The sequence below is a fragment of the Streptomyces sp. NPDC048606 genome (assembly GCF_040650855.1).
GTDB lineage: Bacteria > Actinomycetota > Actinomycetes > Streptomycetales > Streptomycetaceae > Streptomyces.
Genome location: NZ_JBEZIB010000003.1, coordinates 286147 through 301586, shown reverse-complemented (window position 1 = coordinate 301586; position 15440 = coordinate 286147). Strand labels below are relative to the sequence as shown.

12 protein-coding genes and 1 pseudogene are annotated in these 15440 nt (G+C 70.5%); 4 read left to right on the top strand and 9 right to left on the bottom strand.

Translation table 11 applies throughout. The features are described 5' to 3' along the window. Positions 1 to 2: 2 nt before the first annotated feature. Both AB0D01_RS05525 and clpB read right to left on the bottom strand, forming a co-directional pair. Positions 3 to 548 carry a YbjN domain-containing protein gene (locus AB0D01_RS05525; protein ID WP_363053705.1) on the bottom strand — a complete coding sequence of 182 codons (546 nt, stop codon included), beginning with the start codon at positions 546 to 548 and terminating at the stop codon, positions 3 to 5. Between the two features lie 158 nt (positions 549 to 706). Then, positions 707 to 3307 carry an ATP-dependent chaperone ClpB gene (gene clpB / locus AB0D01_RS05520; RefSeq protein WP_363053745.1) on the bottom strand — a complete coding sequence of 867 codons (2601 nt, stop codon included), beginning with the start codon at positions 3305 to 3307 and terminating at the stop codon, positions 707 to 709. 111 nt (positions 3308 to 3418) lie between these two features. Between clpB and AB0D01_RS05515 the strand changes: the two genes are divergently transcribed. Then, entirely contained in the window at positions 3419 to 3823 is a 405-nt protein-coding gene (locus AB0D01_RS05515; protein WP_363053704.1) for a TIGR03618 family F420-dependent PPOX class oxidoreductase, read from the top strand. Positions 3824 to 4049: 226 nt separating this feature from the next. Here AB0D01_RS05515 and AB0D01_RS05510 read toward each other — a convergent pair whose 3' ends face one another. Both AB0D01_RS05510 and AB0D01_RS05505 read right to left on the bottom strand, forming a co-directional pair. Next, the gene (locus AB0D01_RS05510; protein WP_363053703.1) at positions 4050 to 4367 is read right to left on the bottom strand and encodes a (2Fe-2S)-binding protein; all 318 of its coding nucleotides are present in this window, start codon (positions 4365 to 4367) and stop codon (positions 4050 to 4052) included. Then, on the bottom strand, positions 4367 to 4654 hold the full coding sequence (locus tag AB0D01_RS05505; protein ID WP_363053702.1) for a hypothetical protein: 288 nt from the start codon (positions 4652 to 4654) through the stop codon (positions 4367 to 4369). The genes AB0D01_RS05510 and AB0D01_RS05505 overlap by 1 nt, the downstream gene beginning before the upstream one ends. A 102-nt stretch (positions 4655 to 4756) precedes the next feature. On the opposite strand from AB0D01_RS05505, the gene AB0D01_RS05500 reads away from it, so the two are divergent. Then, complete coding sequence (locus AB0D01_RS05500) at positions 4757 to 5788, top strand: helix-turn-helix transcriptional regulator (protein WP_363053701.1); 1032 nt, start codon at positions 4757 to 4759, stop codon at positions 5786 to 5788. 194 nt (positions 5789 to 5982) lie between these two features. Here the strand turns inward: AB0D01_RS05500 and AB0D01_RS05495 are convergent, their stop codons facing one another. From AB0D01_RS05495 to dnaK, 4 genes are read right to left on the bottom strand one after another with little or no spacing between them, the layout of a single operon-like run. Next, positions 5983 to 6447, bottom strand: coding sequence for a helix-turn-helix domain-containing protein (locus AB0D01_RS05495; protein WP_363053700.1), 465 nt, complete (start codon positions 6445 to 6447; stop codon positions 5983 to 5985). Between the two features lies 1 nt (position 6448). Continuing rightward, positions 6449 to 7633 (bottom strand): molecular chaperone DnaJ, encoded by a 1185-nt coding sequence (dnaJ, locus tag AB0D01_RS05490; protein ID WP_363053699.1) that lies wholly within the window; start codon positions 7631 to 7633, stop codon positions 6449 to 6451. Positions 7634 to 7678: 45 nt separating this feature from the next. Next, the gene (gene grpE / locus AB0D01_RS05485) at positions 7679 to 8356 is read right to left on the bottom strand and encodes a nucleotide exchange factor GrpE (RefSeq protein ID WP_363053698.1); all 678 of its coding nucleotides are present in this window, start codon (positions 8354 to 8356) and stop codon (positions 7679 to 7681) included. Continuing rightward, a complete protein-coding gene (dnaK, locus tag AB0D01_RS05480; RefSeq protein WP_363053697.1) occupies positions 8356 to 10197 on the bottom strand; it encodes a molecular chaperone DnaK in 1842 nt (613 codons plus the stop codon). The genes grpE and dnaK overlap by 1 nt, the downstream gene beginning before the upstream one ends. A 244-nt stretch (positions 10198 to 10441) precedes the next feature. Here dnaK and AB0D01_RS05475 point away from each other — a divergent pair, with 244 nt between their 5' ends. After that, entirely contained in the window at positions 10442 to 10966 is a 525-nt protein-coding gene (locus tag AB0D01_RS05475) for a sugar transferase (protein WP_363053696.1), read from the top strand. 110 nt (positions 10967 to 11076) lie between these two features. Continuing rightward, a pseudogene (locus AB0D01_RS05470) lies at positions 11077 to 13293 on the top strand ((Fe-S)-binding protein); the annotation flags it as partial. Positions 13294 to 14185: 892 nt separating this feature from the next. Here AB0D01_RS05470 and AB0D01_RS05465 read toward each other — a convergent pair. After that, the gene (locus AB0D01_RS05465; protein WP_363053695.1) at positions 14186 to 15208 is read right to left on the bottom strand and encodes a hypothetical protein; all 1023 of its coding nucleotides are present in this window, start codon (positions 15206 to 15208) and stop codon (positions 14186 to 14188) included. Positions 15209 to 15440 lie beyond the last annotated feature (232 nt).

The following is a 15440-nucleotide window of genomic DNA, read 5'->3' as shown; positions in this document are numbered from 1 at the left end:
GATCAGTTGCCGTCGCCGTCCTCGGGCTTCTCGTCGCCCTCGGCGGAGTCGACTTCCTTCTCCAGCCCGAGCTGCTCGATGAGCCACTTGTCGAACTCGATCGAGGCGCGGACCCAGCTCACCGTGGAGGACACGAAGTGCTCCAGGCTGACGCCGGTGCCGATCAGCATCTGGGCTTCGCCGATGAGGCGGACGGAGCCGTCGTCGTGGGTGTGGCTGTAGACCTTGGGCCACAGGGTGCGGCGGTTCCAGTCGTCGATGGACTCCAGGAGCTGCGGCTTGTCGTCGATCGCGTGCGGGCGGTCGTAGAAGGTCCGCACGGAGAAGACCTGCTGCTCGTCCTCGCCGCGGAACATGAAGTACGTCCGGAAGTCCTCCCACGGCGCCGCGAGGTCACCCTCGTCGTCGACGACGTACTTGAGCTCCATCTGCTCCAGGAGCTGCTTGACGAGCTCCTGGTCGGGGACGACGGGGCCCGCCGGTCCTGTGGCCTGCGGCTCGGGCTGCTGCCCTCCGAAGTTCGGAATCGAGGCCGGGTCGATGCTCACCGTGTACTTCCCTTCGTGCGGATACCTTCATCCTCCACCATCCGGCCCGCTTCGTGTCCAGCCAACGGGCACGATCCGCTCCGGGCGGACAGCCGGGCCGGGCGGGGCGGGCGCCCTCCCGGCACCCGGCCCGCCCGGCTCGTCCCCCTACAGGGCCTTTACGGGACCTTTCCGACCAGCAGGCCCTCGCCCGCCACGTCCACGCGTACGGTGTCCCCGTCGCGGACCTCGCCGGCGAGGATCTCCTTCGCGAGGCGGTCCCCGACGGCCGTCTGGATCAGCCGGCGCAGGGGGCGCGCCCCGTACGCCGGGTCGTTGCCCTCGTCCGCCAGCCAGGCCAGCGCGGCCGGGGTGACGTCCAGGGTGAGGCGGCGTTCCGCCAGGCGCCGGGCGAGGCGGCCGATCTGGAGCTCGGCGACGTGGGCCAGCTCGTCGCGGGTCAGCGCGGAGAAGACCACCAGGTCGTCGAGGCGGTTGAGGAACTCCGGCTTGAAGCTCGCCCTGACCACGTCCAGGACGCGGGCCTTCTTGTCCTCGGGCGTGGTGGTCGGGTCGACGAGGAACTGGCTGCCCAGGTTCGAGGTCAGGATCAGGATCGTGTTGCGGAAGTCGACCGTGCGGCCCTGGCCGTCGGTGAGGCGGCCGTCGTCGAGGACCTGGAGCAGGACGTCGAAGACCTCCGGGTGGGCCTTCTCGACCTCGTCGAGCAGCACCACGGAGTACGGGCGCCGGCGGACGGCCTCGGTGAGCTGGCCGCCCTCCTCGTAGCCCACGTAGCCGGGCGGGGCGCCGACCAGGCGGGCGACGCTGTGCTTCTCGGAGTACTCCGACATGTCGATGCGGACCATGGCCCGCTCGTCGTCGAAGAGGAAGTCCGCGAGCGCCTTGGCCAGCTCCGTCTTGCCCACGCCGGTCGGGCCCAGGAAGAGGAACGAGCCGGTGGGCCGGTCGGGGTCGGCGATGCCGGCGCGGGTGCGGCGCACGGCGTCGGAGACGGCCCGCACGGCCTCGGTCTGGCCGATCAGGCGGCGGCCCAGCTCGTCCTCCATGCGCAGCAGCTTCTGCGTCTCGCCCTCCAGGAGGCGGCCGGCGGGGATGCCGGTCCAGGCGCCGACCACGTCCGCGATGTCGTCGGGGCCGACCTCGTCCTTGACCATGGAGTCCTTGGCGGAGCCTGCCTGGGCGGCGGTGGCCTCCTCCTCCGTGGCCTCGGCCAGCTCCCGCTCCAGGGCCGGGATCTCCCCGTAGAGCAGCTTCGAGGCGGCGTCGAAGTCGCCGTCGCGCTGGGCGCGCTCGGCCAGGCCGCGCAGGTCGTCCAGGCGCTCCTTGAGCTCGCCGACCCGGTTGAGGGACTGCTTCTCCTTCTCCCAGCGGGCGGTCAGGCCGCGCAGCTCCTCCTCGCGGTCGGCGAGGTCCTTGCGGAGCTTGTCGAGGCGCTCGCGGGAGGCGGGGTCGGACTCGTTCCTCAGGGCCAGCTCCTCCATGCGCAGCCGGTCCACGGAGCGCTGGAGCTCGTCGATCTCGACGGGCGAGGAGTCGATCTCCATGCGCAGCCGGGAGGCCGCCTCGTCGACGAGGTCGATGGCCTTGTCGGGCAGGAAGCGGGAGGTGATGTACCGGTCGGAGAGGGTGGCGGCGGCGACGAGGGCGCTGTCGTTGATGACGACCTTGTGGTGGGCCTCGTAGCGGCCCTTGAGCCCGCGCAGGATCGCGATGGTGTCCTCGACGCTGGGCTCGGCGACCAGCACCTGCTGGAAGCGGCGCTCCAGGGCGGGGTCCTTCTCGATGCGCTCGCGGTACTCGTCGAGGGTGGTGGCGCCGACCATGCGCAGCTCGCCGCGGGCCAGCATGGGCTTGAGCATGTTGCCCGCGTCCATGGCGGAGTCCCCGCCGGCGCCCGCGCCGACGACGGTGTGCAGCTCGTCGATGAAGGTGATGATCTGGCCGTCGCTGGACTTGATCTCCGCCAGGACGGTCTTGAGCCGCTCCTCGAACTCGCCCCGGTACTTGGCGCCGGCCACCATCGCGCCGAGGTCGAGGGAGACGAGCCGCTTGTTCTTCAGCGACTCGGGGACGTCGCCCTTGACGATGCGCTGCGCGAGGCCCTCGACGACGGCGGTCTTGCCGACGCCGGGCTCGCCGATGAGCACGGGGTTGTTCTTCGTACGGCGGGAAAGGACCTGGACGACGCGGCGGATCTCGTGGTCACGGCCGATGACGGGGTCGAGCTTGCCCTCGCGGGCGGCTGCCGTGAAGTCCGTGCCGAACTTCTCCAGGGCCTTGTACTGGCCCTCGGGGTCGGGGGTGGTCACCCGCCGTCCTCCTCGTGCGTCTCGGAAGGCGGCCAGCAGCTTCTTCGCGGTCGCGCCCTGTGCGGAAAGGACCTCGCCGGCCGCGCCGCCCTTGGCGGCGACGGCGATGAGGAGGTGTTCGGTGGAGAGGTAGTCGTCGCCGAGCCGGCCGGCCTCGGCGTCGGCCTCCGCGAGGACGGCGAGCAGCTCACGGGTGGGCTGGGGCGGGGCGACGGTGGAGCCGGTGACGCTGGGCAGGGCCGCGAGGAGCCGCTCGGCGCCGGCGCGTACGGCAGCCTGGTCGGCCTCGGTGGCGGCCAGCAGGTCGGTGATGTTCTCGTTGTCCTCGCCGGCGAGCAGGGCCAGCAGCAGGTGGGCGGGGGTCAGGTCCGCGTGGCCGTCCTTGACGGCCCTGCTGGTGGCGGCGTTGAGGGCGTCCCGGCTCCTGTTGGTCAGTTCGGCGTCCACGTGCGACTTCTCCTCTCCGGAGGGATCGGGTACGTGCATGGATCTGACACGTACAGCGTGCGTAAAGTTGAGTCTATTCCACTCAAGGCAGCGCGCCGTACGCTTCGGCGCATGTCCCATGACGTACTCAACCCGACGCCCGAGTACCTCGCCTTCTGGCGGGAGCGGCACGTCTGCACCCTGACCACCCCGCGACCGGACGGAACGCCGCACGTGGTGCCCGTCGGGGTCACCTACGACCCCGAGGCCGGACTGGCGCGGGTGATCAGCAATCGGCACAGCAAGAAGGTCCGCAACGTCCTGGAGGCGCCGGAGGGCTCGGCGCGGGTCGCGGTGTGCCAGATGCAGGGGAAGCGCTGGGCCACCCTGGAGGGGCGCGCGGCGGTCCGTACGGACCCGGCGTCGGTGGCCGAGGCGGTGGCGCGCTACGCGGAGCGCTACGGGCGGACCCCCTCGCCCAACCCGGACCGGGTGGTCCTGGAGATCACCCTGGACCGGGCGATGGGTCGCGCCTGAGGCACGGCGGGCGGAGGACGGCCTCAGGCCGACGGCGCCCTGCCCGCGGCCGACGGCACCCTGCGTCCGGCCGGCGGTGCCGGACGCCCCGGGGCGCCACCTCGATGATTGTCCGGTTCAACCACTGGACGCGGACATCACAACGGCGCCATCGTGGTCAGGTCCACGATGGCGCCGTTGTGTGGGGGTAGCACCTGAGGCGATCTGCAACGACGGGGGAATCGCTTCAGGCACTGCGGGGGGTGGCGGCGGTGGTGACATCGGGTTCGAAGAGCTGGTGGTCGCGCTGATCGAGGTTGACGAAGACCATGCCGTACCGCACTTCGCAGCGGACGGGCTGCGGTGCGCCCCGGGGGCGGCGCAGGCAGCGGTAGGCGCGGACGTCTTCGTCCTCCTCGCGCACGACGACGATCGGCTGGCCGAACAGGGTGACCATCAACGAGTCGCCGGCGTAGGGGATTGCGGTGACGAGATCGATGAACTGCCAACCCGACCGGTACGCCGAAGCCATCTCGCGTCGGAAGTCGCGGTCGTCGGGGGTCATCAGACGACCGTCACGGGGGTGGTGTTCCAGCCGCTGTCCGACTCGTCGTTCGGTCCGACGATGTTCCAGCCGCTGTCGAAGTCGGCTGCGACGATGTTCCAGCCGCTGTCCGCCTCGCCTGCCGGCGTGGCGTTCCAACCGCTGTCGGGCTTACCTGCCGGCGCGGTGTTCCAACCGCTGTCGGCCAGAGCGCTCCCCGCATCTCCGCTGGCGGCGCTGACTGCCCCAAAGACCGCAACAGCGGAGAAAACAACGGCAAGCGCCGAGCGAAGCATTCTCTTGTACATGGTCGGCTTCGTCCTCACTTGATGGAATCCTCTCCCCCGCACGTCAGACCATGGCTCATTCAGGCACGTTACGGCCACAGGGACGATGCATCATGTTCTTGCATGTTCAGGACCCTGGGGGGTGGAGATTTGCCCATAAGAGACACAAACCCGACACATCCCCACCCCGTGACGGCCATGTGCGACGAGGGCGCGCGACTGTACGCGGCGGCGCTCAGCACGGGCCGGGTGCCGAGGGGAGAAGTTGAAAACGTCCCCTGCCTGCTTGAATTCGCCCTGCTGCGACCCGACCCGGATGACGCGAACCAGCTCCGCGCGGTTCCGCCCGCGGTCGCCCTCGCACAGCGCCTGCACCCCCTGGAACGCGAGATCCAGGACCGCAGGCGCAGCGCCGTCGACCTCACCGATGCATTCGAGCCGTTCCTCGCGCTCAGCGCGCAGAACCCCGCCAACACCCACGCCATCACTGTGCTGGAGGGATTCGACCAGATCAACGCCGCGCTCGATCTGGCGACGGCCGAATGTCATACGGAGATGCTGACCGTCCAGCCCGGCGGCGCACGGCCCTCCTACGCCCTCAGCGAGGCCCTGGAGCGCGACGCCCCGCTCATCGACCGGGGCGTGAGCATCCGGACCCTCTACCAGCACACCGCCCGCCACAGTCAGGGCACGCTCGCCTACGTGGACCGGATCTCCACGGGAAAGGTCGAGATCCGCACGCTGGAAGAACTCATCGAGCGGCTCATCGTCTTCGACCGGACCGTGGCCTTCATCCCGGTCAGCGACGACCGCCGGGTCGCGTTGGAGCTGCGCCACCCCGGGCTGGTGGACTACCTCATCAAGGTCTTCGAGCAGCTGTGGCGGCGCGCCGTGCCGCTGAGCGACGAGGTCACGTACACGCACACGCCCGACGGGATCTCGGGCGTGCAGCGCTCCATCGCCCAGCTGCTGGTCGAGGGGCACGTGGACGAGGCCATCGCGCGCCGGCTCGGGATGAACGTCCGCACCTGCCGGGCCCACATCGCACGCCTCGCGACGGCCCTGGGCAGCGGCAGCCGGGCACAGCTCGGCTACCTCATCGCCCAGTCCGGCATCCTCCACCACGCGGGAGCGCCGGAGGGCCCGGAGGCCTGAGCGGCCCCCGGGGGCCCGTACGGACCCCGGGGCCACCCGGAACCCCTCGCACCGCCCCCGCGGGGCCCCACGGAGCCCTGGAGGGCCTCGGCGGGGCTTCCCGGGCCGGACTTCCCGGGCGGACGTACGACGAACAGACGCGCGAAGGCCCCGCCCGGAGTCCGGGCGGGGCCTTCGACGCGCTGTGCGGGCCGTCAGTCCATCGGGCGCTTGGGGCGCCAGACGACGAGGGCGTTGCCCGGCTGCGGCGGCTGGTACGGCACCAGGTCGCGGCGGTACGAGGCGTGCACCTGCGCCTCGCGGGCCTGGAGGGCGGCGGCCGCGCCGTCCACGGCGGTGGACAGCTCGGCGACGCGCTGCTGGAGCGCCGCCACCTGGTTCTCCAGTTCGATGATCCGCTTGATTCCGGCCAGGTTGATGCCCTCGTCCTGCGACAGGGCCTGGACGGTGCGGAGCAGTTCGATGTCCCGGGCGGAGTACCGCCGGCCGCGGCCGGCCGTCCGGTCCGGGGAGACCAGCCCGAGACGGTCGTACTGGCGCAGGGTCTGCGGATGCAGGCCCGAGAGCTGGGCGGCCACCGAGATCACGTAGACCGGGGTCTCGTCGGTCAGTTGGTAGGGCCCGTTACCGAAACGGGGCTGACTGCGGCGGCCGTCCATTTCATGCTCCCTTCACGGAGTCGAACAGCTGGGCGCGCGGATCCTCCGATACCGTCGCGTCCCGGTACATCTCCAGGGCCTCCCGGGCCTTGTCGGACAGCTCCGTCGGGACCGCCACCTCCACCGTGACGAGGAGGTCGCCGCGGGTGCCGTCCTTGCGGACCGCACCCTTCCCGCGGGCCCGCATCGTACGGCCGCCGGGGGTGCCCGGGGGGAGCTTCAGCGTGACCGAGGGGCCGTTCAGCGTGGGGACCTTGATCTCCGCGCCCAGGGCCGCCTCGGCGAACGTCACCGGAACGGTCACCGTGAGGTTGTCGTCCTTGCGGCCGAACACCGGGTGACTGTCGACGTGCACCACCACGTACAGGTCGCCGGCCGGGCCGCCGCGCTCGCCCGGGGCCCCCTTGCCGCGCAGCCGGATCCGCTGGCCGTTCGAGACGCCTGCCGGGATCCTGACCTGCATGGTCCGCGAACTGCGGGCGCGCCCGCTGCCCTTGCAGACCTCGCAGGGGTTCTCCGCGATCAGGCCGCGGCCCTTGCAGTCCGCGCAGGGGTCGGTCAGCGAGAAGCCGCCGCCGCTGCCCCGCGAGACCTGGCCGGTGCCGACACAGGTCGGGCACACCCGGGGGGTGCCGTTCTTGTCGCCGGTGCCCGAACAGGCCTTGCAGGGAGCCTGCGAGGACATCCGCAGCGGGACGGTCGCCCCGTCCACGGCCTCCGTGAAGGAGAGCGTGACCTCGGACTCCACGTCCTGACCGCGGCGCGGCTGGGTACGGGGGCCACCCGCGCCGGCGCCGCCGCCGCGGTTGAACAGGCCGCCGAACACATCGCCCAGGCCGCCGCCGAAGCCGCCGCCCGGACCGCCCTGCTGGGTCCCGCCGAAGAGGTCGCCGAGGTCGAAGTTGAACGAACCGCCGCCCGCGCCCGGGCCGGGGCGGAAGCCCCCGCTGCCGAACAGGGCGCGCGCCTCGTCGTACTCCTTGCGCTTCTTGGCGTCCCCGAGGACGTCGTTCGCCTCGGAGATCTCCTTGAAGCGCTCCTCGGCCGAGGCGTCGCCCTTGTTGGCGTCCGGGTGGAACTCGCGCGCGAGCTTCCGGTACGCCTTCTTGATCTCGGCCTCGGTGGCGTCCTTCGGGACACCGAGGACCTTGTAGTAGTCCTTCTCGACGAAGTCCTTCGTGCTCATCCCCGGTGTCCCTCCTCTCGGATCCCTCTGCCTACATGGTGTGCGTCAGCCCTTGTCGGGGGCATCCGCGTCCTTGTCAGACGGCGTGTCGCCATCCGCGGACTCGGACTTGGCGGCCGGCGCCGCGCCCGGCTGGGGCTCGGCCACGGCGACCCGCGCGGGGCGGATCGTACGCTCGCCGATCCGGTACCCGGGCTGCAGGATCGCCACACAGGTCGTCTCCGTGACGTCCGGCGCGTACGAGTGCATCAGGGCCTCGTGGATCGTCGGGTCGAAGGGCTCGCCCTCCTTGCCGAACTGCTGCAGCCCCATCTTGGCGGCGGCGGTCTCCAGCGATTCGGCCACCGACTTGAAGCCGCCGACCAACTCGCCGTGCTCCCGGGCCCGACCGATGTCGTCCAGGGTCGGGAGGAGCTCCGTCAGGAGGGACGCGACCGCGATCTCCTTGACGGCGACCCGGTCCCGCTCCACGCGACGGCGGTAGTTCTGGTACTCGGCCTGGAGCCGCTGGAGGTCCGCGGTGCGCTCACCGAGCGCGGTACGGGCCTGGTCCAGCTGCGCCAGCAGGGCCGTGTCCTGGGCGGACTGTGCTGCGGAGTCCCCGGCCGGGGCCGCGGCCTCCTCCTTGGAGGAAGCTGCGGCCTTCGGCTCGGCGGCGTCGTCAGGCGTGCCGTCGGCGGGGACTTCGGGCTTCTCGTCGAAACCCGGGGTCTCCTCCGACATCAGGCAGCGCCACCCTTCGGCTTCTCGTCGTCGACGATCTCGGCGTCGACGACGTCGTCGTCGGCCTTCGCCTGGGCGCCCTCGGCGCCACCGGCGGCCTGGGCCGCCTGGGCGTCGGCGTAGATCGCCTGGCCGAGCTTCTGGCTGACCGCGGCGAGCTTCTCGGTCGCGGTGCGGATCTCGGCGGCGTCGTCGCCCTTGAGCTTGTCCTTCAGCTCGGTGACGGCCGTCTCGACCTCGGTCTTGACCTCGGCCGGGACCTTCTCCGCGTTGTCCGCGAGGAACTTCTCCGTCTGGTAGACGAGCTGCTCGCCCTGGTTGCGGGACTCGGCCGCCTCCTTGCGGCGCAGGTCCTCGTCCGCGTACTGCTCCGCCTCCTGGCGCATGCGGTCGACCTCGTCCTTGCCGAGCGAAGAGCCGCCGGTGACGGTCATCTTCTGCTCCTTGCCCGTGCCGAGGTCCTTCGCGGTCACGTGCATGATGCCGTTCGCGTCGATGTCGAAGGAGACCTCGATCTGCGGGACGCCACGCGGGGCCGGCGGCAGGCCGGTCAGCTCGAACATGCCGAGCTTCTTGTTGTACGCCGCGATCTCGCGCTCGCCCTGGTAGACCTGGATCTGCACGGACGGCTGGTTGTCCTCGGCCGTCGTGAAGATCTCGGACCGCTTGGTCGGGATCGTGGTGTTGCGCTCGATGAGCTTGGTCATGATGCCGCCCTTGGTCTCGATGCCGAGGGACAGCGGGGTCACGTCGAGGAGCAGGACGTCCTTGACCTCACCCTTGAGCACACCGGCCTGGAGGGTGGCGCCGATGGCGACGACCTCGTCCGGGTTGACACCCTTGTTGGCGTCCTGACCGCCGGTGAGCTCCTTGACGAGCTCGGCGACGGCCGGCATGCGGGTGGAGCCGCCGACCAGGACCACGTGGTCGATCTCGGACAGCTGGATGCCGGCGTCCTTGATGACGTTGTGGAACGGGGTCTTGCAGCGGTCGAGCAGGTCGGCCGTCAGCTGCTGGAACTGGGCGCGCGTGAGCTTCTCGTCCAGGTGCAGCGGGCCCTCGGCGGAAGCCGTGATGTAGGGCAGGTTGATCGAGGTCTCCGTGGAGGAGGACAGCTCGATCTTCGCCTTCTCGGCGGCCTCGCGCAGACGCTGGAGCGCCATCTTGTCCTTGGACAGGTCGACGCCGTGACCGTTGGCGAACTGCTTCACCAGGTAGTCGACGACGCGCTGGTCCCAGTCGTCACCACCGAGGTGGTTGTCACCGTTGGTGGCCTTCACCTCGACGACGCCGTCACCGATCTCCAGGAGCGACACGTCGAAGGTGCCGCCACCGAGGTCGAAGACGAGAATGGTCTGGTCGTCCTTGTCGAGGCCGTAGGCCAGGGCGGCGGCGGTCGGCTCGTTGACGATGCGCAGGACGTTGAGGCCCGCGATCTCACCGGCCTCCTTCGTCGCCTGACGCTCGGAGTCGTTGAAGTAGGCCGGGACGGTGATGACCGCGTCCGTGACCTTCTCACCCAGGTAGGCCTCGGCGTCGCGCTTCAGCTTCTGCAGGATGAAGGCGCTCATCTGCTGCGGGTTGAAGTCCTTGCCATCCAGGTTGATCTTCCAGTCAGTGCCCATGTGGCGCTTGACGGAGCGGATGGTCCGGTCCACGTTCGTGACCGCCTGGCGCTTGGCGACCTCGCCGACGAGGACCTCGCCGTTCTTGGCGAAGGCGACGACGGACGGCGTGGTCCTGGCGCCCTCGGCGTTGGTGATGACGGTGGGCTCGCCGCCTTCGAGAACGCTGACGACGGAGTTAGTGGTGCCCAGGTCGATGCCGACCGCACGTGCCATTTCGATTCCTCCAGCTGACTTGAGTGGAACAGGCTCAAGAATGCCCCACCAGTGCGCTCGCGTCAACAGAGGTGAGTCGAAGGGACTCAACCTTTAGGCAGCCCTTACGCTCATGGACAGATCGGACAGGGTGGAACCGGGCGCCCGACCGGGCACGGGCGGGGCCCGCGGGACTCCCCCCATGCGGGGGACGCCCGCCGCGCGGCGCGCCCGGGGCGCGGCGGGCGTCCGGCACGCTGCCGGCATGCCTCTGCTGCTCACGCTCCCCGCCCGACCCGGGCCGTGGCCGGCCAAGCGGGTGTTCGACCTGGTCGGCGCGGCGATCCTGCTCGGGCTGCTCCTCGTGCCGCTGCTGGTGGCCGGCGCCGCGCTCGGCCTGCGCCCGCGAGCGCGGGTCCTCGTACGCGAACCCGTGCTCGGGATGGGCGGGCGGCCGTTCCGTGCCTGGCGGCTGCGCACGGAGGGCGCGGGGCGGGTGGGCGCGTGGATCCGGCGGTGCGCCCTCGACGGGACGCCGCAACTGCTGAACGTGCTGCGCGGGGAGATGTCGCTGGTCGGCCCCCTCGCGCGGGCCGAGGCGGATCGACCCCTGCGCCTGTGGGTAAGACCCGGAATGACCGGATTGTGGCAGGTCAGCGCGCGCTCGGACCTCCCCTGGGAGGAGATGGACCTGCTGGACCGGCACTATGTGGAGAGCCATTGGCTGGGGATGGATCTCGCGATCCTCGCTCAGACGCCTCGGGCGGCCTACCGACAGAGGCATGCCTGAGCGACACAGATCACCGCTCGCTCACCTACAGTGCGGCGCGGGAAATGGGTAACCTCAAGCCTTGACTCAATAAGTTACCGCTTAGTAAGTCCCGCCCGAGGAGCCCTTCCATGCAACTCGCCGCGATCATCGTGTCGCTGGTCCTGACCGTGGTCGGCGTCGCGCTGCTCGCCCGAGCCGTGGCGCAGATCTACCGGTTCGTGAAACTCGGCCAACCCGTCCCGGCGGGCAGCCGCACGGACCGTCCGAAGGAACGAACGATCACCCTGGTCAGGGAGTTCCTCGGGCACAGCCGGATGAACCGCTGGGGCATCGTCGGCTTCGCCCACTGGTTCGTCGCGATCGGCTTCCTGACGCTGCCGCCCACCCTCGTGCAGGCGTACGGCCAGCTGTTCCAGGCCGACTGGATGCTGCCGATCGTCGGCGAGTTCCTGCCGTTCGAGATGTACACCGAGTTCATCGGCATCATGACGGTCGTCGGCATCGTCGTGCTGATGGTCATCCGACTGCTCAACCTCCCCTCGCGGGCCGGTCGCAAGTCGCGCTTCGCCGGCTCGAAGGCCTGGCAGGCGTACTTCGTCGAGTACATCATCCTCACCATCGGCCTCGCGATCCTCGCGCTGCGCGGGCTTGAGGGCGCGATCCACCACGTGGACTCGTACGAGCCGGCGTACTTCGTCTCGTACCCGCTGGTCCTGGCCTTCAAGGGGATGTCGCTCGGCGCCCTCCAGAACGCCATCTACTTCACCGCGATGATCAAGATCGGCACCTCGCTGATCTGGATGATCACGGTCTCGCTGAACACCAACATGGGTGTCGCCTGGCACCGCTTCCTCGGCTTCCCGAACATCTGGTTCAAGCGCAACGCCGACGGCGCCACCGCGCTCGGCGCGCTCCAGCCGATGACCAGCGGCGGCAAGGAGATCGACTTCGAGGAGCCCGGCGAGGACGACGTCTTCGGCGTCTCCCAGGTCGAGCAGTTCTCCTGGAAGGGCATCCTCGACTTCTCCACCTGCACCGAGTGCGGTCGCTGCCAGTCGCAGTGCCCCGCCTGGAACACGGGCAAGCCGCTCTCCCCGAAGCTCCTGATCATGTCGCTGCGCGACCACGCGCACGCCAAGGCCCCGTACCTGCTGGCCGGCGGCGGCAAGACGATGGAGGGCGAGGAGAAGGCCACCGCCGAGCAGCTGAAGGACGTCCCGGCGGCCGCCCTGGCCGAGGCCGAGCGCCCGCTGATCGGCACCGCCGAGGAGAACGGCGTCATCGACCCCGACGTGCTGTGGTCCTGCACCACCTGCGGCGCGTGCGTGGAGCAGTGCCCCGTCGACATCGAGCACATCGACCACATCGTGGACATGCGCCGCTACCAGGTGATGATCGAGAGCGCGTTCCCGTCGGAGGCGGGCACGATGCTCAAGAACCTGGAGAAGAAGGGCAACCCCTGGGGTCTGGCCAAGAAGCAGCGCGTGGAGTGGACGAAGGAGGTCGACTTCGAGGTCCCGATCATCGGGAAGGACGCGGAGGACCTCTCCGAGTTCGACTACCTGTACTGGGTCGGCTGCGCGGGCGCCCTGGAGGACCGGGCGAAGAAGACCACGAAGGCCTTCGCGGAGCTGCTGAACATCGCGGGCGTCAAGTTCGCGATCATGGGCGGCGACGAGAAGTGCACCGGTGACTCGCCCCGCCGCCTCGGCAACGAGCCGCTGTTCCAGCAGCTCGGCCAGGAGAACGTGGCCATGCTGAACATGGCCTTCGGCGAGGACGACGACGACCCGTCGACGAAGAAGCCGAAGTCCGCGAAGCGGATCGTCTCGACCTGCCCGCACTGCTTCAACACCATCGCGAACGAGTACCCGCAGCTCGGCGGCGAGTACGAGGTCATCCACCACACCCAGCTGCTCCAGCACCTGATCGACGAGGGCCGGCTGCTGCCGGTGACCCCGGTCGACGGCCTGATCACGTACCACGACCCCTGCTACCTGGGTCGGCACAACAAGGTCTACACGCCGCCGCGCGAGATCATGTCGGCCGTTCCGGGCCTGCGCCAGCAGGAGATGCACCGCCACAAGGAGCGGGGCTTCTGCTGTGGCGCGGGTGGCGCGCGGATGTGGATGGAGGAGCGGATCGGCAAGCGCATCAACAACGAGCGCGTCGACGAGGCCCTGTCCCTGAACCCGGACATCGTGTCCACCGCCTGCCCGTTCTGCCTGGTCATGCTGACCGACTCGGTCAACGGCAAGAAGAACGACGGCCAGGCCAAGGAGTCCGTCCAGGTCGTGGACGTCGCCCAGCTGCTGCTGGAGTCGGTCAAGGCCCCGGAGCCGACGGAAGAGGAACTGGCCGCCGCGGCGGCGGAGGCCGAAGCGGTGGCGAAGGCCGCCGCGGAGGCCGAGGCGAAGGCGGCCGAAGAGGCCGCTGCCGCCGCCGCTGCCGCGAAGGCGAAGGCCGAGGCGGAAGCCGAAGCGGCTGCCGCCGCGAAGGCGAAGGCGGAGGCGGAGGCGGAAACCGCCGCCAAGGCGGAGGCGGACGCGGAGGCCGAGGCGAAGCCGGAGCCGGAGGCCGAGGCTGCCGCCAAGGCCGAAGCCGAGGTCAAGGCCGAAGCCGAGGCGGAGCCGGAGGCCGACGCGAAGCCCGACGCTGCCGAGGCGAAGGCCGAGGCCGCTACCGAGCCGGAGTCGAAGCCGGAAGCCGAGGCCGCTGCCGAGGCGAAGGCCGACGACGAGGCCGCCGTCGAGTCCGAGCCCGAGCCCGAGGCCGAGGTCAAGGCCGACGCCGCGCCCGAGGAAGACGCGAAGGCCGAGACGGAGCCGGAAGCCGGGGCGAAGGCGGACACCGCCGACGAGGCCGAGGCCGAGGCGGCTGCCGAACCCGAGGCGAAGGCCGACGACAAGGCCGCCGTCGAGGCGAAGGCCGAGCCCGAGGCCAAGCCCGAGGTCGACGCCGCGGCGGAGGAGACCGAGCCGGAAGCCAAGGCCGAGAAGGCCGAGGAGGCCGGGCCCGCCGTGGACGCGGAGGTCGAGGCGAAGGCCAAGGCGGACGAGACCGAGACCGAGGCCAAGGCCGCCACGACCAAGGCGGACGACGCCAAGGCGGACGAGGCCAAGTAACCGGCGGCGCCCCCGGCGCCACCCGTCACGACGGACGACGGCCGGTCCCCCTCAGGGGGACCGGCCGTTCCCGTATCCGTACCGCGGTGGGCGACCGGAGGACCAGCGGCGCCTAGCGGCGCCGCAGCATCGCGAAGCCCAGGCCCGCCGCGCCGACCGCGGCCATGCCGCCACCGGCGGCCAGCAGCACCGGGGCCTCGGCCCGCGGGGTGTGGACGCCCTCCGCGCCGGCCTTCACGGCGCCCTTGGGAACGACCCGCTCGGGGGCGCCGGTGACCGCGGCGGGAACCGGCTTGCCGCCGCGGCCCCGCTCGACCTTGTACGTCTCGATCAGTCGGCCGGTGGCGAAGTCGTAGACCCAGCTGTCCCCGCCGCCCTTGCCGTCGATGACGACGAACTTGACCCGCTTGCCGTCCTGGACGAGCTTGTACGTCCAGCCGTCCTTCATCACGCTCGGGTGCTTCAGGTCGATCGTGCCGAGGAGGTGCCCGTTCGAGGTACGGATCTCGACGCGCTCGCCCTTCGGGCCGTCGATCAGCTTCGCGACGCACCCGTCCGGCACGGCGATCCGTACCGAGCGCTCCTTGCGGACCTCGCGGTCCGGCTTCGGGTCCGGCTTCGGCTCCGGCTTGGGCTTCGGCTTGGCGCCCTCGATCCACGAGGTGACGGTGCCGTTCGGGTGGAGGACCACGTGCAGGCCGTTGTGCTGTCCGTACGCCGGCTTGCCGCCCTTGCTGACCAGGGTGTCGAGCTTCGTGCCGCCCGCGAGGACGTCCGCCTCGAAGTGGCCCCCGCCGATCCGGTAGACCTTGGCGATCGAGCCGTCGGCCAGCTTCACCGTGGTGACGTACGCACGACCCTCGACCGGCGGCTTCACGGCCGGGTCGGTCGGCCGGGTGCTCGGGTCCACCGCGGGCAGCACGGAGGGCTCGACCGACGGCTCCACCTTCGGCTCGACCGACGGGTCCACGGCCGGCCGCTCCACCCCCGGCAGGACCTCCGGCTGCTCCGGACCCGTCGGCGAGTCCGCGAAGGCGGCGCCCACGGGCAGCGCCAGGACGGCGGCGGCTCCGGCGAGGACGGTGGCGGTACGAAGGGTGCTGCGGCTGGTGCGTCGGGTGCTGCTGCTGCGCATGGTGAGGGACTCTTTCCGTGCTCGTGCGTCACTCCTTGGCGGCGACATCGACGAAGCTACGGGCCCGATATGTAGGCATTCCCTCGACAATGTAACGAACCTCCGCAGACTGACCCGCAACCGGGTAAATCGCCCACCGGATCCCCGTCCCCCACTCCCCCTAGGGGATGTCACAGCTCAGCCGCAAAGGCGGCGTGTTCCGGCGGCCCGGCCACCCTCGCCCGGCGGAGCA

Excerpts from the sequence above, each read along its gene's own strand:
- AB0D01_RS05515 (WP_363053704.1), top strand. The coding sequence starts at position 3,419 with ATGTCCCATGACGTACTCAACCCGACGCCCGAGTACCTCGCCTTCTGG.
- AB0D01_RS05510 (WP_363053703.1), bottom strand. The coding sequence starts at position 4,367 with ATGACCCCCGACGACCGCGACTTCCGACGCGAGATGGCTTCGGCGTAC.
- AB0D01_RS05505 (WP_363053702.1), bottom strand. The coding sequence starts at position 4,654 with ATGTACAAGAGAATGCTTCGCTCGGCGCTTGCCGTTGTTTTCTCCGCT.
- AB0D01_RS05500 (WP_363053701.1), top strand. The coding sequence starts at position 4,757 with ATGTTCAGGACCCTGGGGGGTGGAGATTTGCCCATAAGAGACACAAAC.
- AB0D01_RS05495 (WP_363053700.1), bottom strand. The coding sequence starts at position 6,447 with ATGGACGGCCGCCGCAGTCAGCCCCGTTTCGGTAACGGGCCCTACCAA.
- dnaJ (WP_363053699.1), bottom strand. The coding sequence starts at position 7,633 with ATGAGCACGAAGGACTTCGTCGAGAAGGACTACTACAAGGTCCTCGGT.
- grpE (WP_363053698.1), bottom strand. The coding sequence starts at position 8,356 with ATGTCGGAGGAGACCCCGGGTTTCGACGAGAAGCCCGAAGTCCCCGCC.
- dnaK (WP_363053697.1), bottom strand. The coding sequence starts at position 10,197 with ATGGCACGTGCGGTCGGCATCGACCTGGGCACCACTAACTCCGTCGTC.
- AB0D01_RS05475 (WP_363053696.1), top strand. The coding sequence starts at position 10,442 with ATGCCTCTGCTGCTCACGCTCCCCGCCCGACCCGGGCCGTGGCCGGCC.
- AB0D01_RS05465 (WP_363053695.1), bottom strand. The coding sequence starts at position 15,208 with ATGCGCAGCAGCAGCACCCGACGCACCAGCCGCAGCACCCTTCGTACC.